Source organism: Thermus tenuipuniceus (assembly GCF_002964845.1).
In the GTDB taxonomy this organism is placed as follows: domain Bacteria; phylum Deinococcota; class Deinococci; order Deinococcales; family Thermaceae; genus Thermus; species Thermus tenuipuniceus.
This window is the reverse complement of sequence record NZ_PRDA01000003.1, coordinates 77,175-93,859: the sequence shown is the minus strand read 5'-3', so window position 1 is coordinate 93,859 and position 16,685 is coordinate 77,175. Positions and strand designations below refer to the sequence as shown.

At 64.5% G+C, this 16,685-nt stretch carries 16 protein-coding genes, 2 tRNA genes and 1 other annotated feature; of the genes, 8 read left to right on the top strand and 10 right to left on the bottom strand.

All coding sequences use genetic code 11. From position 1 onward, the window contains the following. Positions 1-17: 17 nt before the first annotated feature. The 4 genes from frr to rpsB all read right to left on the bottom strand — a co-directional run bounded on the left by frr (position 18) and on the right by rpsB (position 2,741). Positions 18-575 (bottom strand): ribosome recycling factor, encoded by a 558-nt coding sequence (gene frr / locus C2847_RS06535; protein WP_105317633.1) that lies wholly within the window; start codon positions 573-575, stop codon positions 18-20. A 10-nt stretch (positions 576-585) separates the two neighbouring features. Then, on the bottom strand, positions 586-1,290 hold the full coding sequence (gene pyrH, locus C2847_RS06530) for a UMP kinase (RefSeq protein ID WP_038029605.1): 705 nt from the start codon (positions 1,288-1,290) through the stop codon (positions 586-588). 75 nt (positions 1,291-1,365) lie between these two features. Beyond that, positions 1,366-1,956, bottom strand: coding sequence for a translation elongation factor Ts (tsf, locus tag C2847_RS06525; RefSeq protein WP_105317632.1), 591 nt, complete (start codon positions 1,954-1,956; stop codon positions 1,366-1,368). After that, on the bottom strand, positions 1,953-2,741 hold the full coding sequence (rpsB, locus tag C2847_RS06520) for a 30S ribosomal protein S2 (protein ID WP_105317631.1): 789 nt from the start codon (positions 2,739-2,741) through the stop codon (positions 1,953-1,955). Before rpsB ends, tsf begins: the two co-directional genes overlap by 4 nt. 164 nt (positions 2,742-2,905) lie before the next feature. On the opposite strand from rpsB, the gene C2847_RS06515 reads away from it, so the two are divergent. Both C2847_RS06515 and C2847_RS06510 read left to right on the top strand, forming a co-directional pair. Continuing rightward, positions 2,906-2,980, top strand: a tRNA-Ala gene (locus C2847_RS06515). A 76-nt stretch (positions 2,981-3,056) separates the two neighbouring features. Beyond that, entirely contained in the window at positions 3,057-4,088 is a 1,032-nt protein-coding gene (locus C2847_RS06510; protein ID WP_164835658.1) for a Gfo/Idh/MocA family protein, read from the top strand. A gap of 15 nt (positions 4,089-4,103) precedes the next feature. Here the strand turns inward: C2847_RS06510 and C2847_RS06505 are convergent. Continuing rightward, positions 4,104-4,197, bottom strand: a tRNA-Ser gene (locus tag C2847_RS06505). Between the two features lie 56 nt (positions 4,198-4,253). Here C2847_RS06505 and C2847_RS06500 point away from each other — a divergent pair. From C2847_RS06500 to C2847_RS06485, 4 genes are read left to right on the top strand one after another with little or no spacing between them, the layout of a single operon-like run. Further along, positions 4,254-6,740 (top strand): CBS domain-containing protein, encoded by a 2,487-nt coding sequence (locus tag C2847_RS06500; RefSeq protein ID WP_105317629.1) that lies wholly within the window; start codon positions 4,254-4,256, stop codon positions 6,738-6,740. Further along, positions 6,715-7,320: a zinc metalloprotease gene (locus C2847_RS06495; protein ID WP_105317628.1), complete on the top strand. Its 606-nt coding sequence runs from the start codon at positions 6,715-6,717 to the stop codon at positions 7,318-7,320. Before C2847_RS06500 ends, C2847_RS06495 begins: the two co-directional genes overlap by 26 nt. Continuing rightward, positions 7,317-7,976, top strand: coding sequence for a site-2 protease family protein (locus C2847_RS06490; protein WP_105317627.1), 660 nt, complete (start codon positions 7,317-7,319; stop codon positions 7,974-7,976). Before C2847_RS06495 ends, C2847_RS06490 begins: the two co-directional genes overlap by 4 nt. A gap of 9 nt (positions 7,977-7,985) precedes the next feature. Then, positions 7,986-8,204, top strand: coding sequence for a hypothetical protein (locus C2847_RS06485; protein ID WP_105317626.1), 219 nt, complete (start codon positions 7,986-7,988; stop codon positions 8,202-8,204). Here the strand turns inward: C2847_RS06485 and nfo are convergent. From nfo to ileS, 5 genes are read right to left on the bottom strand one after another with little or no spacing between them, the layout of a single operon-like run. Continuing rightward, positions 8,172-9,002 (bottom strand): endonuclease IV, encoded by an 831-nt coding sequence (nfo, locus tag C2847_RS06480; RefSeq protein ID WP_105317625.1) that lies wholly within the window; start codon positions 9,000-9,002, stop codon positions 8,172-8,174. The two genes, C2847_RS06485 and nfo, sit on opposite strands and share 33 nt — an antisense overlap. A gap of 1 nt (position 9,003) precedes the next feature. After that, complete coding sequence (locus C2847_RS06475; protein ID WP_105317624.1) at positions 9,004-9,513, bottom strand: septal ring lytic transglycosylase RlpA family protein; 510 nt, start codon at positions 9,511-9,513, stop codon at positions 9,004-9,006. Then, the gene (locus tag C2847_RS06470) at positions 9,514-10,545 is read right to left on the bottom strand and encodes a M24 family metallopeptidase (RefSeq protein ID WP_105317668.1); all 1,032 of its coding nucleotides are present in this window, start codon (positions 10,543-10,545) and stop codon (positions 9,514-9,516) included. A gap of 23 nt (positions 10,546-10,568) precedes the next feature. Continuing rightward, the gene (locus C2847_RS06465; RefSeq protein ID WP_105317623.1) at positions 10,569-11,123 is read right to left on the bottom strand and encodes a Uma2 family endonuclease; all 555 of its coding nucleotides are present in this window, start codon (positions 11,121-11,123) and stop codon (positions 10,569-10,571) included. Between the two features lie 4 nt (positions 11,124-11,127). Continuing rightward, entirely contained in the window at positions 11,128-14,259 is a 3,132-nt protein-coding gene (gene ileS / locus C2847_RS06460; protein WP_105317622.1) for an isoleucine--tRNA ligase, read from the bottom strand. 35 nt (positions 14,260-14,294) lie between these two features. Beyond that, positions 14,295-14,532, bottom strand: a binding site (T-box leader). A 137-nt stretch (positions 14,533-14,669) separates the two neighbouring features. Between ileS and fsa the strand changes: the two genes are divergently transcribed. Together fsa and rho are read left to right on the top strand one after the other, a co-directional pair. After that, complete coding sequence (fsa, locus tag C2847_RS06455; RefSeq protein WP_105317621.1) at positions 14,670-15,341, top strand: fructose-6-phosphate aldolase; 672 nt, start codon at positions 14,670-14,672, stop codon at positions 15,339-15,341. Beyond that, on the top strand, positions 15,338-16,621 hold the full coding sequence (gene rho, locus C2847_RS06450) for a transcription termination factor Rho (RefSeq protein WP_015717442.1): 1,284 nt from the start codon (positions 15,338-15,340) through the stop codon (positions 16,619-16,621). The genes fsa and rho overlap by 4 nt, the downstream gene beginning before the upstream one ends. Positions 16,622-16,685: the final 64 nt, after the last annotated feature.

The following is a 16,685-nucleotide window of genomic DNA, read 5'->3' as shown; positions in this document are numbered from 1 at the left end:
GGGTCCTAAGGGGCTTCCTAACCTAGGATCTCCTGCTCCTTCTTCTCCAGAAGCTCGTCGGCCTTGGCGATGAACTCGTCGGTGATCTTCTGGATTTCGGCTTCCGCCCGCTTGGTATCGTCCTCCGAGAGGTGGAGTTCCTTGGAGAGTTTCTTGAGTTTTTCCAAGGCCTCGCGCCGGACGTTGCGGATGGCGATCCGTCCCTCCTCGGCGTAGTGGCGGGCGGTTTTCACCAGGTCCTTGCGCCGTTCCTCGGTGAGGGGGGGAATGTTGATGTACAGGGCATCCCCCTTGTTGGTGGGGTTCAAGCCCAGGTCCGAGTCGCGGATGGCCTTCTCTATGGCCTTTAGGGCATTTTGGTCCCAGGACTGCACCACCAGGGTCTTGGCGTCGGGGGCGGTTACGGTGGCGATCTGGTTCAGGGGCACATGGGTGCCGTAGTACTCCACCTTGAGGTGGAGGAGAAGGGCGGGGTTGGCCCGCCCGGTACGAAGGCCCGCCAGGTTGTGCTCCAGGGCCTCGAGGCTCTTTTGCATGTGCGCCCGTGTTTCCGCGTAAAGCTCTTTCAGGCTCATGGTACCTCCTTCAGGTGTGGATCAGGGTACCCACCTTTTCCCCCTGGATAATACCCACCAGGGCGCCGGGTTTGAAGATGTCAAACACCACGATGGGAAGCCCCGCTTCCATGCACAGGGTGATGGCGGTGGTGTCCATGACCTGCAGGCCCCGGTTCAGGACCTCCAGGTAGGTGAGCTCGTCAAAGCGCACCGCGTTGGGATTCTTCCGGGGGTCGTCGGAATAAACCCCGTCCACCTTGTTCTTGGCCATGAGGACCACCTCGGCCCCCACCTCCAGGGCCCTTAGGGCGGCGGCGGTGTCCGTGGAGAAGAAGGGGTTGCCCGTCCCTCCGCCGAAGATGACGATGCGTTCCTTCTCCAGGTGGCGCAGGGCCCGCCTGCGGATGTAGGGCTCGGCCACCTGGGTGATGGTGAGGGCGGTCTGGACCCGGGTGGGGATCCCCAGGGACTCCAGGGCGTCTTGCAGGGCTAGGGCATTCATGATGGTGGCCAGCATGCCGATATAGTCGGCGGTGGCCCGGTCCATACCCACCCCCTGCCTTGCTCCCCGCCAGAGGTTCCCCGCCCCAATCACGATGGCCAGCTGGACTCCCGTGTCGTAGGCGGCCTTGATCTCCTTGGCCAGGGCCTTGGTGGCCTCGGGTTCGATGCCGAAGCCGTTTGCGGTCAGAAACTCGCCGGAAAGCTTGAGGAGAACCCTCTTATACTTCATGGCTTGACTGGTCCCCCAACCGGATTTAACAAAACCGGGGCCCCTTTGGGTAAGGGCCCCGGTTTGCCCCATGGCCTACGCCCCCAGCTCAAAGCGGCAGAAGCGCCGTACCACGATGTTCTCCCCGGTCTTGGCGATGGCCTCCTGGATCAGCTCCTTCACCCGGATCTTGTCGTCCTTGACGAAGGGCTGTTCCAGAAGGACTACCTCCTCCAGGTACTTCTTCAGGCGCCCCTCGGCGATCTTCTCCGCAATCTGAGCGGGTTTGCCCTCGTTGAGGGCGGCCTGGATGTAGATCTGGCGCTCCTTCTCCAGCTCCTCAGCGGGGATCTCCTCAGCGGAGACGTAGCGGGGGTTCATCATGGCGATGTGCATGGCCAGATCCCGGGCCAGGTTCTGGAAGATCTCGTTCCGGGCCACGAAGTCGGTCTCGCAGTTCAGCTCCACCAGGACCCCCACCCGCTGGTTGTGGTGGATGTAGTGGCCGATGACCCCTTCCCGAGCCTCTCGCTCCGCCTTCTTGGCCGCCTTCATGGCCCCCCGCTCCCGGAGGAGCTGGACAGCCTTCTCCTCATTCCAGCCAGCGTCCTCGAGGGCCTTCTTCACATCCATCATGCCGGCCCCCGTGGCCTCGCGCAGCTTCTTGATGAGTTCCATCTGGCTCATGCTTCCACCTCGTCCTCGCCGAAGTCGGATGCCCCCTGGACCTGGGCCTCTGCCCTTTCGGCCTCCTCCACCAGGGCGTAGGAGGGGGAGGGTTCCACCACCCCGCCCCGGGCCTGGATGATAAGGTCCACGGCCCGGGAGACGATGAGCTGGATGGAGCGGATGGCGTCGTCGTTGCCGGGGATGATGTAATCCACCAGCTCGGGGTCGGAGTCGGTGTCCGCCAGGGCCACCACGGGGATGAAGAGCTTGCGGGCCTCCCTCACGGCGATGGCCTCCTTGGTGGGGTCCACCACGAAGATGGCGTCAGGAAGGCGCTTCAGACGGCGGAAGCCCGAAAGGTATTTCTGCAGGCGGTCCAACTCGTGCTTCAGGCGCACCTGCTCCTTCTTGGGCCGGTCCTGGATCTCCGGGGAGGCGAAGAGGTTCTCCAGCTCCTCCAGGCGGTTCACCCGCTGGGAGATGGTCTTGAAGTTGGTGAGCATCCCACCCAGCCAGCGCTGGTTCACGTAGGGCATCCCCGCCCGCTCCGCTTCCATGCGGATGATGTCCTGGGCCTGCTTCTTGGTGCCCACGAAGAGGATGGTGCCTCCCCGCATGGCCAGGTCCTCGAGGAAGCGAAAGGTGCGCTCCAGCTCCACCATGGTCTTCTGCAGGTCGATGATGTGGATGCCGTTGCGCTCCGCATAGATATAGCGGCTGAACTTGGGGTTCCAGCGCTTGCGCTCGTGGCCGAAGTGAACCCCCGCCTCAAGAAGCTCCTTGATGCTGATGTTTACAGGCATATTCCTCCCGTTCGGGGAAGGTTGGGCTTGGCGTTTCCTGTGCGCCGTCCTCGTTCCCGCAGGACCTTCCCCTGCCTGCGGGCTGGCCCGGCACACCTCTCCGATTATAGGGGGAAGAGGGCCTTTGCGTAACCCCCCCTTTTGGGCTATACTCCCCTAGGCTTGGGGCGGTAGCTCAGAGGGAGAGCACCCGCCTTGCAAGCGGGAGGTCAGGGGTTCAAATCCCCTCCGCTCCACCAAGTCCAGGACACAATGCTTTACCCCCCGGTAGCATGGCCGGGGGGTGGTTTTTACTGCTCCTCGAGGGCTTGTGGGATGGGTTGGTTCCACGCCGAGGCAGCGGTGGCCCTGATGGAGAAGGGCTACCACCTCCTTTTGGAGAAGCCCATCGCCCCCACCTGGGAGGAGGTATGGGAGGTAGCCCAGGCCAAGGCGCGCACCGGACGGATGGTGGCGGTGGCCCATGTGCTCCGGTATACCCCCTATGCCCGGGCCCTGAAGGGGCTCCTGCAGGAGGGCGCCATTGGCGAGCCTGTTTCCGTGCAACACCTGGAACCTGTGGGCCACTGGCACTACGCCCACAGCTTCGTGCGGGGAAACTGGCGAAGAGAAGCGGAGTCCAGCCCCTTCCTCCTGGCCAAGAGCGTCCACGACCTGGACTGGCTGCTTTTCGTGATGCCTGGGGAGGTGAGCCGGGTGGCCTCCTTCGGGGGGCTTTACCACTTCCGCCCCGAGCGGAGGCCCAAGGGGGCGGCCGACCGCTGCCTCCTCTGCCCGGAGGAGGTGGAGCGGGCCTGTCCTTTTTCGGCCAAGCGAATTTACCTGGAGGCCTACCAAAGGGGGGAACGGGGCTGGCCCTTGGACGTGGTGGCCTACCCGGTGACCTGGGAGAACCTGGAGAAGGCGTTGGCGGAGGGTCCCTACGGGGAGTGCGTGTACCTGGGGCGGAACGACGTTATGGACCACCAGGTGGTGATGCTGGAATACCGGGACGGGCGCACGGCCAGCCTGCACGCGGAGGGCTTAAGCCGGATGCGGTTTCGCGAGACGCGCATTTTTGGTACGGAGGGGGAGCTGTTTGGGGATGGGCGGTACCTGCGGGTCTACCGGTTTGGGGAGGGGGAGAGGGTTTTTGACCTGGAGACGGAGCGGGAGGGTTCCATCCGCACGGGGCACGGGGGCGGGGACCTGGGGCTTACCCGGGCCTTTTTGGAGGCGGTGGCCAAGGGGGATGAGGGCCTTTTGGAGCCCTTTGCCGAGGCGGTGCAGGCCCACCGGCTCACCTTCCTGGCGGAGGAGGCCAGGAGGAAGGGGCGGGTGATTCAAGTAGACGATCCCCTGCCCTGAAGGGCAGGGGATTTTTGGCGGAGAGGGCGGGATTCGAACCCGCGAGGCAGGTTTAAGCCCGCCTACACGATTTCCAGTCGTGTCCCTTCAGCCACTCGGGCACCTCTCCAAGTGCCAAGCCTGAGTTTAACAAGGCCCGTTTTTATCGTCAAGTAAGCTGAAGGTGTGCGGGTGGTGGTGGCCCACGAGAACCTGGACTTTGACGCCCTGGGCTCCATGGTCCTGGCGGGAAGGCTCTTTCCGGGAAGTGTTCTGGCCTTGATTGGGGGCCTCGAGGGGCCCCTAAAGGAGATCGCCCCCCTTTTGGAGGACCGGCTGGACCTGGTCCCGGCCGCGGAGATCCCCGTGGAAAAGGTGACCGAGGTGGTCCTGGTGGACAACGCCCGTCCCGAGCGCATCGGCCCTTTCAGGGCCTTGGTGGGCCGGGTGCCCTTTTTGGTCTATGACCACCACCCCCGGGCCCCGGGGGACGTGCCTGCGGTGGGGGGGAGGGTGGCCCAGGTGGGGGCCACGGTGAGCCTCCTGGTTCCCCTGATCCGGGAGCGGGGCCTTGTCCTCACGCCCTTGGAGGCCACCTTGGCCTATGCGGGGATCTGGGAGGATACCGGGGGGTTCAGTTTTCCCTCCACCACGCCCCAGGACCTCGAGGCCGCCCACTTTTTGGCCCAACAAGGGGCGGAGATCCCCCGGGTGCGGCAGTGGGTGCGACCCCAGTTGGGGGAGGAGGCCCGCGAGGTCCTGAAAAGCCTTGTCCGCACCGCCAAGGTGGTGGAACGGCAGGGGTTTCGGCTCCTCCTCGCCCGGGCTCAGGAGGAGGGCTATGTGCCGGCCTTGGCCCCCCTCGCCCATGCTCTTTTGGACCTGCACGAGGCCCATGGGGTGTTGCTGGTGCTCCGGCTTTCCCGGGAGGTCCTCCTCATCGCCCGGAGCCGGGAGCGGTTGGATGTGGGCCGCTGGCTTTCCCAGGTGGGAGGCGGGGGGCACCCCCGGGCGGCCTTTGCCCGGGTGCGGGGGGTGCGCAACGCGGTGCGGCGCCTTCTGGAAAGCCTTCCCCAGTACCTGGAACCCGAGCCCACCCTAGCCGAGGTCATGTCCGCGCCCGTGGAAACCCTGCGCTCCACCACCGTGCGGGAAGCCTTGCGGATCCTGGAGGAGCGGGGGTACGGGGCCATGCCGGTGGTGGAGCCCCTGGAGGGGGGAAGGGTGCGGGTCTTGGGCCTGGCCCGGAGAAGGGATCTCAGGAAGGCGGAAAGGCTCGGCCTGGCGGAACATCCCGTGGAGGGCTTTTTGGCCCGGGCCCTTATCCTTCCCCCGGAGACCCCCCTTTCCGAGGTGGAGCCCCACTTGAAGGCGGGAGGGGGAAGGGTCCTGGTGGGGGAGAGGTTGGGGGAGGGTGTTAAGCTTCTTGGAATCTTCACCCGTACCGACCTCTACCGCAAGAAGCCCGCTTTGGAGAAGCCCTTGGGGGAGCGGATCTTGGAAGCCTTGCCGGAAGGGGCCAGGCGGGTGGTTCTGGCCCTTAGGGAGGCGTTCCCGCAAGGGATCTACCTGGTGGGGGGAGCGGTGCGGGATGCCCTTTTGGACCGGTCGGGCCCCGACCTGGACCTGGTTCTCGAACCGGGGGTCAGGGTGGGGGAGGTGGCCCGCTTTTTGGTGGAGCGCTTCGGGGGCAGCTTTGGCCTCCACTATGCCTTCGGCACCGCCCGGGTGCACCTGAGTTTCGGCCTTACCGTGGACCTGGCGGAAAGCCGGGAGGAGGTCTACCCCTATCCCGGCGCCTTACCCCAGGTGCGTCCGGCCCCCATCGCCAAGGACCTGGAGAGGCGGGATTACACGGTGAACGCCATGGCCCTGTCCCTGGCTACTCTAGAGCTTTTGGATCCCTATGGGGGCCTCGAGGATCTCAAGGCCCGCCTACTCCGTCCCCTTCACCCCCTCTCCTTCGTGGAGGACCCTAGCCGCATCGTCCGAGGGGCGCGCTTGGCCGCCCGGTTGGCCTTCCGCTTTTCCGAGGAGGCCCTAAAAGCCTTGCCTCCAGCCCTTCTTCCCGAGGTCCTCAAGGGTGCCAGCAAAAGCCGCCTCCGCGACGAGCTTTTCTTGACCCTGGAGGAGGACACCTTCCTGGAAGCCCTTTCCCTTTTGGAGGAGCTCGGGGCCTTGGGCCCCCTTTACGGGCTAAAGCTTCCCCCCAAGGACCCCTTCCTACGGCTTAAGTGGGGGCCCCTGGAAGAGGAAGGGTTGCCCCCTGGGCGGGCGAGGGTGGAAACCCGCCTCCTCCTTCTCCTTTACTTCCAGGAAAGTCCTCTAGAAAGGGCCTTGTTCCTGGGGCTTCCCAGGAGGTTGCAGGAGGCTTTGGCCCTGCTTCTCAAAGGCTCCTGGGAAGAGGCGGACAAGGAGGCTTTGGGAAAAGAGCCCTTGCGTGGCGTTTTTCTGGCTCTATTTCCCGAAAAGGAGGGGTGGCTTACGGAAAAGAGGCGGGTCCTCATGGGGCGGGATCTTTTGCAACTGGGCCTTAAGCCGGGTCCCAGGGTGGGGGAGATCCTGCGCCAGGTGGCTGAGGCCCGGGCTCGAGGCGAGGTGAGGACCTTTGAGGAGGAGCTGGCCTTAGCCCGTAGACTGATAGGCGATGGGTCTGTTTCCGTACCTCAATGACCCCCCGGTCTTCCTGGTGGTCTTCGCTTTTGCCGTTTTTGGCCTCGTGATCCACAACCTTTTCCAAGCCTACCTGGCAGACCGGTACGGGGAGACGGCCCCCCGGCGCTACGGTTTCCTTTCCCTGGACCTTCGGGCCCACCTCGAGCCCTTGGGCCTGGTCTTCCTGGTTCTCCTGGGCTTCGGGTGGCCCCGGTCTGTGCCCACTGGCCTCCCGGGGCGCAAGGGGGCCGCGGTGGCCCTCATGGGGCCTCTAGGCTTCTTCGCCGCCGCTTTCCTCTACGGCCTCTTGGCCCGCTTCCTGCCCTACCCCTTCGGGGAGGGGTTGCTGGTGGCCCAGCGCCTCATGCTCCTCCATGCGGCCATTTACCTCTTTCCCGTACCGCCCCTGGATGGGGCCAAGGCCCTTTACGCGGTGGGCGGGTATGAGGCCCGGCGCTTTTTGGACCAGCTGGCGGCCTACGGGCCCCTGGGCTTCCTCCTCATCTTCCTGGTTCTCTCCTATACCGGCGTGACGGGGGCCGTGGTCCAGGGGCTGGCCGGGCTCCTCGCTGCCTTGTACCGGGCTATCGGCCTATGATCCCTCTCCTGCAACGGGACCCTTTGGCCTTCCTCCTGACGTTTTCGGTCCTGGTCTTCAGTTTGGTCCTTCACGAGCTGGGCCATGCCTATGCCGCTTACCTCTTCGGGGACCCCACCGCCAAGCGGGCGGGCCGCCTTACTTTGAACCCCTTAAAGCACCTGGACCCCTTGGGCACGGTGCTCCTCCTCTTCGTGGGCTTCGGCTGGGCCAAACCCGTGCCCATCTATCCCCCGGCCTTCCGCCGCTACCGGTTGGGGCTTTTCGTGGTCTCCATCGCGGGGATTGCCATCAACCTGGTTTTGGCCGTGCTCTTCGCCCTCTTGGTGCGGGGGCTCTACGCCCTAGACCCCTTGGGGGTGGTGCTGACCCTTAGGGGAGAGGGGCAGACGCCTTTAGGCCTGCTGGCGCTCGCCGCCTTCTTCGCCAGCTCCGTCAACCTGGTCCTGGCGGTCTTCAACCTTCTGCCCATCCCCCCCTTGGACGGCTCCAAGATCCTGCAAAGCCTCCTACCCCTTTCCTGGCAACCCCTTCTTTGGCGCCTGGAGCAGTACGCCTGGCTTTCCTTCCTCCTCATCCTCACGGTGCTTCGGGGACCTATTCAGGAGGTGTTGCGGTTGGCCCGGCGGGTGTTTTTTGGCTTTTTCTTCGGCTAGACTGGGGCCATGCGCATCCTGAGCCTGGTGCTGGCCGTGCTTGCCCTCCTTCTTCTCCTTCCTGCCCTTCTGCCCCTCTTGGGCTGGCTTAACTGGGTGGTCCTGCCCCTCGCCCTTCTGGCCGCCGGGCTTGGGGTGCTAGCCGGAGAGGAGCGAGCCTTTAAGCTGGGGCTTTTGGTGATGATCGTTTCCGCTTTACGCCTTTTTTTGGGTGGGGGCCTCCTCTAGCCAGCTGCGCAGGACCTTCAGGTTCCAGGCGTCCTCCTCGGGGCTTCTTGGGGTTTCCAAGATGAAGACCCTGTTCTTTAAGCGGGGGTCCAGGAGCACGCTTTTAAGCCCTTCCCCGATCTGGCCCTGGAGAAGATGGGCATGGTGGTCTATGCGGCTGGCTAAGCCCCCTAGGGAGTCGTTCAGGTGCACCACGGGCACCCGCTCGAGGCCCACGGTGCGGTCTAGCTCGGAGAGAACGGCTTCCGGAGCCCCTTTCACGTCGTAGCCCGCGGCGTAGGCATGGCAGGTGTCCAGGCAGATCCCCAAGGGCGTGTTCTCTATGAGCCAGGCCAGCTCCTCAAACCGCACCCCCACCTTCTCCCCGCCCCCAGCGGTGTTCTCCACCAGAAGCTGGGGCCTATCCCACACCCCGGCGAGGCGAAGGGCCTTCATGAGCCCCTCCTTCACCCGCTCGGGGCTTCCGGAGCCGGGATGGACCACCACGTATTCCAGGCCCAGGAGGCGGGCCTTTTCCAGGTCGTCCGCCAGGCTCATCACGCTCTTTTCCCAAAGCTCCCCTTCCGCCCCCAGGTTCACCAGGTAGGAGGCATGGATAACCCCGGGAAGCTCCCCGGCCATCTCCCGGAGGGCCCGGAAGGCTTCCACCTCGCTTGGGGAGAGGGCTCGGGTTTTCCAGGTTCGGGGGCTTTTGGCGAAGATCTGGAAGGCGGAAAGGCCCAGGGCCTGGGCTTCCTCCACGGCCCCGGCCACGCCTTTTTTCCCGGCGATGGAGAGGTGGAAGCCGTAGCGCACCATGCTATTCCTCCTCCACAATTTCCACCCGTACCCGGGTGGCGGAAAGGGCCCCGATGGCCTTGGCGGCGGCGTAGGAGAGGTCAATGATGTACTTGCCCCCAAAGGGCCCCCGGTCGTTGATGCGCACCACCACGCTCTTGCCGTTTTTCAGGTTGGTGACCCGCACCCGGGTGCCGAAGGGCAGGGAGGGATGGGCGGCGGTGAGGGCGTGCATGTCGTAGCGTTCCCCGCTGGCCGTGCGCCTGCCGTGGAAGCCGGGGCCGTACCAGACCGCCAGGCCCTCTTGGAACACCCCGGCCTTTCCCCCGGGATCGCGGAGGGGCTCCCCAGGGGCTACCCGGAGAACCTGCCCTGGGCGGATGAGGTCGCTTTGGAGTCCGTTCAGGCGCTTGAGTTCGGCCACGCTGAGGCCGTGGGCCTTGGCGATGCGGAAGAGGGTGTCCCCCTTCTGCACGGTGTAGGTTTGGGCCAGGGCGGTGGTCAGGAAAACGGCAAGGACCAGAATGCGCACCTACACCTCCTGCCAGCCTCGAGGGAAGCGGGAGAGGAGCTCCACGCCGGTTTCCGTGATAAGCACCAGCTCCTCTATACGCACCCCACCCATCCCGGGCAGGTAGACCCCCGGCTCTAGGGTCACCACCATGCCGGGCTCCAGGGTGTCCTCGAGGTACGGGGAGAGGGCGGGCCCCTCGTGCACCGCCAAGCCCACCCCGTGCCCTAGGGAGTGGACGAAGTAGCGGTCCAGGTCAAAGCGCTTCAGCTCCTCCCGGGCCAGGGCGTCCAGCTCCTTGGTGTTCTTGCCTGGGCCTATGGCCTCCAAGACCCTTTCCAGGGCGGCCAGGGTGGCCGCAAAGGCCCGCCTGAGCTCCCCGTCCACCCTTCCCAGGGCTATGGTGCGGGTCATGTCCGAGTGGTAGCCCGCCACCTTGGCCCCCAGGTCCAAGGTGACGAGCTCCCCCGCCCTTAGGGGTTTCTCCGAGGCCCCGGCGTGGGGTAAGGCTCCCCGCACCCCCGAGGCCACGATGGGGGGGAAGGCCACCCCTGCCCCCCGCCGTTTCAGGAAGAACTCTATTTCCAAGGCGATATCCCACTCCAAAACCCCAGGCTTCAGAAGGGTAAGGGCATGGGCCAAGGCTTCCTCCGAAAGGGCCTGGGCCTTACGGATCCTCTCCACTTCCTCCGGCGTCTTTTTGAGTCTAAGCCGTTCTATGACCCCCTTGGTGGGCACCCACTCCGCGGGGGCAAGCTCCCGTAGGCCCTCCAGGGCGGCATAGGGAAGGTGCTCGGCCTCAAAACCTACCCGGCCTCTTAAGGCCTTGAAGGCTTCCTCTTTTTCCTCACGCTTCAGAACCTTGGCGGGGATGCGGCTTTCCTGCTCCGCCTCGGGGTAGCGGGGATCCGTGAGAAGGAAGGCCCCTTCCTGGGTGACCAGGACCTGGGCGTCCTCGGGGTGGGGAAAGCCCGATAGGTAGCGCACGTTTTCCGGACGGGTCACGTAAAAGGCGTCTAGCCCCAAGGGCTCGAGGAGGGTCATCGGGTCCAGCACGGGGCCTACTATACCACCCGTTAACCTTCCTCTAGGTTCACGCCCCGATATAGGTCGTCCACGGCCAACTCCAGGGTGGGGCAGGGGAGGGGAAGGCCCTCCCCCGGCCCCAGGCGGAGGTAGGTCCAGTTGTTTTCTTCCCGAAGGTAGGCCTCGAGGCTTACCCGGCGGCTATCCACCAGGAGGTACGCCCGCAGCGAGGGTAGGCGCAGATAGTGCCATAGCTTTTTCCCCCGATCCAGATCCTCCGTGCTCTCCGAGAGGATTTCCACCAAAAGGCAGGGGGCTTCTTCGTAAAGGGAAGGGGAGGGACCGCACACCACCATGAGGTCGGGGTAAAAGACGGTATCCTCCGACACCTTAAGCCTACGGTCCACCGCAAAGGCCTCGCACCCTTCCTCTAGGGCCTTGGGCCCCAGCTTTAGGAGCAACCGGGTCAGGATCTGATTGTGGGCCCGGCCTGCTCCCGCCATGGCCCATAGGGTTCCCTCCACCAGATGATGCCGTATGGGGCTTTTCTCCTCCAGCCTTAGGTAGGCCTCGAGGCTGAGGGGCTTCCGGGCGGGCTGGCCCATAGCCCTATCCTAGCCTTTCCAGGCTGAAGCGCACCCGGCCCTCCTCGTCCTCCAGCAGGGCGGTGTGGCCGGGGAAGAGGCCTTCGGCAAACTCCAGGGCCAGGACCTCCCCGGCGATCCAGCGGCCGTGCCGTTTCAGGGCTTCCAGGTAGGTGCCTTCCGCCTCGTAGCCCACCCAGATGCGGTCGGAAACCTTGAGGCCCATCTCCTTGCGGGCCTGTTGCAGGTGGCGGATGAGATCGCGGGCCAGGCCCTCAAGCCTAAGCTCCTCCGTGACCCGCACCTCCAGGGCAGCCACGTACCCGTCCTTCTCCAAGGCCAGGTACCCCTCGGGGGCCTGGGCCTCGAGGAGCACCTCCTCCGGGGCGAGGACCAGGATTTCCCCCTCCGCCGTTAGCGTCACGGTTTCCCCCCTTAGGACCAGCCTGGCCACCCTCGAGGCCTCCCTTTCCAGGGCCTCGCGGATCTTGGGGAGAAGCCTCCCGTACTTCTTGCCGAGGAGCTTCAGGTTGGGCAGGACCCGGTAGCGGAGCACCTCTTCCCCTGGTTCCAAGACCCGCACTTCCTTCACGTTGAGCTCCTCGGCGATCTCGGGGGCGAAGTGCCTCAGGCCCTCCCGCTCGAGGGCGGTGGGAGCGGTGATGAGGAGAAGGGGAAGGGGGATGCGGGTTTTGATCCCGCTTCTAGCCCGGGCGGAGCGGGCCAGGTCCACCACCTTGAGCACCGCCCGCATCTTGGCCACCAGCTCCTCGTCCACCAGATGGGGGTCCACTTCGGGCCAGTCGGAAAGGTGCACGGAAAGGGGGGCCTCGGGGTTTACCGAGCGCACCAGGTTCTGCCAAAGCACCTCGGCCAGGAAGGGGGTGAAGGGGGCGGAAAGCTGGCTGACGGTAACCAGGGCCTGGTACAGGGTGGCGTAGGCGGACTCCCGGTCTAAGGGGTCCTCGTTTTTCCAGTAGCGCCTCCGGCCCCGGCGCACGTACCACTGGGAGAGGTCCTCCACCACAAAGTCCCGGAGGGCGCGGCTGCTTTGGGTGGGGTCGTAGGCCTCGAGGGCCTCCGTCACCCTTTGAATCAGATCCTGGAGCCGGGCAAGAAGCCAGCGGTCCAGCTCGGGGCGCTTCTCCACGGGAGGCAGGTTCTTAAGATCCGGCCGGTCCAGGTTGGCGTAGGTGACGAAGAAGCTATACACGTTCCAGAGGGTGAGGAAGTAGTCCCGCACCGTTTCCCGCACCAGGTTGGGTCCGAAGCGGCGGTCCGCCTCCGGGGGAGCGGAGATGTAGATGTACCACCTCAGGGCATCCGCCCCAAACTCCCGGATGATGTCCCAGGGGTCCACCACGTTCCCCTTGGACTTGCTCATCTTCTGGCCCTTTTCGTCCAGGATGAGGCCGTGGCAGATGACGTTTTTGAAGGCGATGGAGCCGAAGAGCATCACCCCAAGCTGGTGCAGGGAGTTGAACCAGCCCCGGGTCTGGTCGATGCCTTCCGCAATGAAGTCCGCGGGGAAGGCCTCCTTGAACTCCTCCCCGTTCTCGAAGGGGTAGTGCAAGGAGGCAAAGGGCATGGCCCCGGAGTCGTACCAGACGTCGATCACGTAGGGAACCCGGCGCATGGTGCCCCCGCAGGTGCACTGGAGTTCCACCCCGTCCACGTAGGGACGATGGGGATCAAAGGGCTCGGGAAGGGGTTGAATGGCCCTTTCCTTCAGCTCCTGGAAGCTGCCGATGGCCTCTTCCTTTCCACAAGAGCCGCAGACCCAGATGGGAAGGGGCGTGCCCCAGTAGCGGTTGCGGCTTAGGGCCCAGTCCACCAGGTTCCTAAGCCACTCCCCGTAGCGTCCTTCCTGGATGTGGGGTGGGACCCAGTTGATCTCCTGGTTCTTGCGGATGAGCTCCTCTTTGAAGAGGGTGTTTTTGATGAACCAGGTTTCCGTGGCGTAGTACATGAGGGGGGTGGAGCAGCGCCAGCAGTGGGGGTAGCTGTGCAGATAGCTTTCCTCCTTGAAAAGGAGCCCCCGGGTGCGGAGGTCTTTCAGAATGGCCCGGTTGGCCTCGCGGAAGAAGAGCCCCTTAAAGGGCTCCACCAGGAGTTTCCCTTCCTCGTCCACCGTCTTGAGGAGGGGAAGGCCGTAGGCCCTAGCCGTGTCCAGGTCCTCGGCCCCGAAGGCAGGCGCTTGGTGGACGATGCCCGTGCCGTCCTCCCGGCTCACGTAGTCCGCCAGGACCGCGAAGTACCCCCGCTCCACCTCCTGGGGGTAGGGGGGCTCGTAGGCGAGGCCCTCCAACTCCTTCCCCGAGAAGGTTTTGAGGATGGGGGTTTCCTCGCCCAAGAGCTTCTTCCCCAGGCTTTCCTCCAAGATGAGGGCCTCTCCATCCCCCTGGAAGGCGGCGTAGGTGAACTCTGGATGCACCGCCGCGGCCACGTTCCCGGGCAGGGTCCAAGGGGTGGTGGTCCAGATGAGGAGGCTAGCCTTTTCCAGGCCCAGCCTCCCCGGCTCCTTAAGGGGAAGGCGCACGTACACCGAGGGGTCGGTGATCTCCTTATAACCCAAGGAAAGCTCGTGAGAGGAAAGGGGGGTGCCGCACCGGGGGCAGTAGGGCACCACCTTGTGGTCCCGGTAGAGAAGCCCCCGGTCGAAGAGGTTCTTCAGGCTCCACCAGATGCTTTCCACATACGTGGGGTCCAGGGTGGCGTAGGCGTTCTTGAGATCCACCCAGTAGGCGATGCGCTCAGTAAAGGCCTCCCACTCCTTCTCGTAGGTGAACACCGACTCCCGGCAGGCCTGGTTGAAGCGCTCGATGCCGTAGGCCTCGATCTCCCGTTTGCTCTTTAGCCCGAGCTTCTTCTCCACCTCCAGTTCCACCGGCAGGCCGTGGGTGTCCCAGCCGGCTCGGCGGGGCACGTAGTAGCCCCGCATGGTCTTGTACCGGGGGAAAAGGTCCTTGTAGCTTCGGGCCTGGGCATGGCCCACGTGGGGCATGCCGTTGGCGGTGGGGGGGCCTTCGTAAATGGTGTAGCGGGGCCCGCCTTTACGGTTTTCCACGCTTTTCTCAAAGATCCTCTCCCGCTTCCAAAACTCCAGAACCTCCTCTTCCAGCCTGGGAAAGTTGGGTTCACCGACCTCCTTGAACATACGCTCCTCCCTTAAAGAAACGCCCGCGCCCTTTGGGCGCGGACGAAAGCGCAAAGGCTTCCGCGGTACCACCGCGCTTCCTGGAGATAGCCTCCAGGCCCTCATTTCCGCGCGATCACGGGCGCACCCGGCGGGCATTACTCGAGGCCCTTAGCCCCTTTCCTCCCGCGGCTCCGGGGTGATCTTCCCGCCTTTCCTCACCACCGGGCTTCCACCCTCCCCGGCTCGCTTGGGGCTATTGGAAAGGGGTACTCTCCCCATCCTCGCCTTTACAGCTCATGCCCCCTGGGGTAAAATCCCCCGTTGGCGGCTAAGCCCATGCTAGCAGCCCTCCCTTTCCTTGACAACGCCCCGGTTGGGTCTGCTAGAATCGAGCTAAGCCGGTCCTCTTCCTGACAAAAGGAGCGCCCATGGAGCTGTACTTGGATACCGCTAACTTGGAGGAGATACGGGAGATCGCCGCCTGGGGGGTGCTCTCGGGGGTGACCACCAACCCTACCCTGGTGGCGAAGGAGTATGCGGGCCGCGGAGCGAGGCTAACGGAGGAGGTTTTGTTCGCCCACCTACGGACCATATGCGAGGTGGTGGAGGGACCTGTGTCGGCGGAGGTGACCGCGCTGGAGGCAGGGGCCATGGTGGCGGAAGGGCGGCGGCTTGCGGCCATCCACCCTCAGATTGTGGTCAAGCTGCCTACCACCGAGGAGGGCTTGAAGGCCTGTAAGCGGCTGGCCGCCGAAGGGGTTAAGGTCAACATGACCCTGATCTTTTCCGCCAACCAGGCCCTTCTGGCGGCCCGGGCAGGGGCAAGCTATGTCTCCCCCTTTTTGGGGCGGGTGGACGATATCTCCTGGGACGGGGGAGAGCTTTTGCGGGAGATCGTGGAGCTAATCCGGGTCCAGAACCTGCCGGTCAAGGTCATCGCCGCCTCCATCCGCCATCCCCGCCATGTGACGGAGGCCGCCCTTCTGGGGGCGGACATCGCCACCATGCCCCATGCGGTCTTCAAGCAGCTTCTTAAGCATCCTTTGACGGACATAGGCCTTAGACGCTTTATGGAGGACTGGGAGAAGGTCAAGCCATGAGAAGAAAAGCGGATACCCAACAGGAAGCGCCCCTCACCTACCAGGAGCTTTCGGCCAAGATCCTTCCGGAGCTCCACCTGCTGGCCCAGGAGGCGGGGATCGAGAACTACAAGCGCATGAAGAAGGACCAGCTCATCATGGCCCTCCTGGAGAGGCAGACCCAGGGGGAGGGCTTGCAGCTGGTCAAGGGTTATTTGGAGATCAGCCCGGATGGGTACGGGTTCATCACCGAGAACCTGTACAACCTGGAATCCAGGGTGGCCATCGTCTCTGCGGGCCTCATCCGGCAGTATGCCTTGAGGAGCGGGGACTACATCGTGGGCCGGGTGCGGCCTCCGCGGGAGAACGAGCGCTACGGAACCCTCCTCAAGGTGGAGGCGGTGAACGACCTGGATCCCGAGGCTGCCAAGAACCGGCCCCGCTTTGACGAGCTCATCCCCCAGTTCCCCGACCGTCAGATCAAGCTGGAAACCACCCCCGATGAGCTTTCCACCCGGGTGATCGACCTGCTGGCTCCCATTGGTCGGGGCCAGCGGGGGCTGATCGTGGCCCCGCCCAAGGCGGGCAAGACCACCCTTCTCAAGAAGATTGCCAACGCCGTCTTGAAAAACGAGCCCGACATCAAGGTGATCGTGCTCCTCATCGACGAGCGCCCCGAGGAGGTCACGGACTTCCGGGAAAGCGTCCAGGGGGCTGAGGTCATCGCCAGCACCTTTGATGAACCTCCCCAGAACCACATCCGGGTGGCGGAGTTCGTGCACGAAAGGGCTAAGCGCATCGTGGAGGAAGGGGGGCATGTAATGATCCTTCTGGATTCCATCACCCGCCTGGCCCGAGCCAACAACCTGGTGACCCCGCCCACGGGCCGCACCCTTTCCGGCGGTCTGGACTCCGCCGCCCTCTACTTCCCCAAGCGCTTCCTGGGGGCAGCCCGCAACATCCGGGGTGGGGGGAGCCTCACCATCCTGGCTACGGCCCTAGTGGAAACGGGAAGCCGCATGGACGACGTGATCTTTGAGGAGTTCAAGGGGACGGGGAACATGGAGCTCCACCTTTCCCGTCGCCTCGAGGAGCGCCGCATCTTCCCGGCCATCGACATCCTCAAGTCCGGGACCCGTCGGGAGGAGCTCCTCTTGGGCGAGGAGGTGGTGCACAAGATGTGGCTTCTGCGCAAGGTCCTGGCGGACATGGACCCGGCGGAGGCCATGGAGATGCTCCTTGCCCGCCTGGGGCGCACCAAGAACAACAAGGAGTTTCTGGCGTCCTTGGCCGCCCGTTAGGCGGGATTTTCCCTTGGGGGGCGGGCTTTCCGCCCCCCACGGCCTTTTGCCCCTTGCCTTTTCC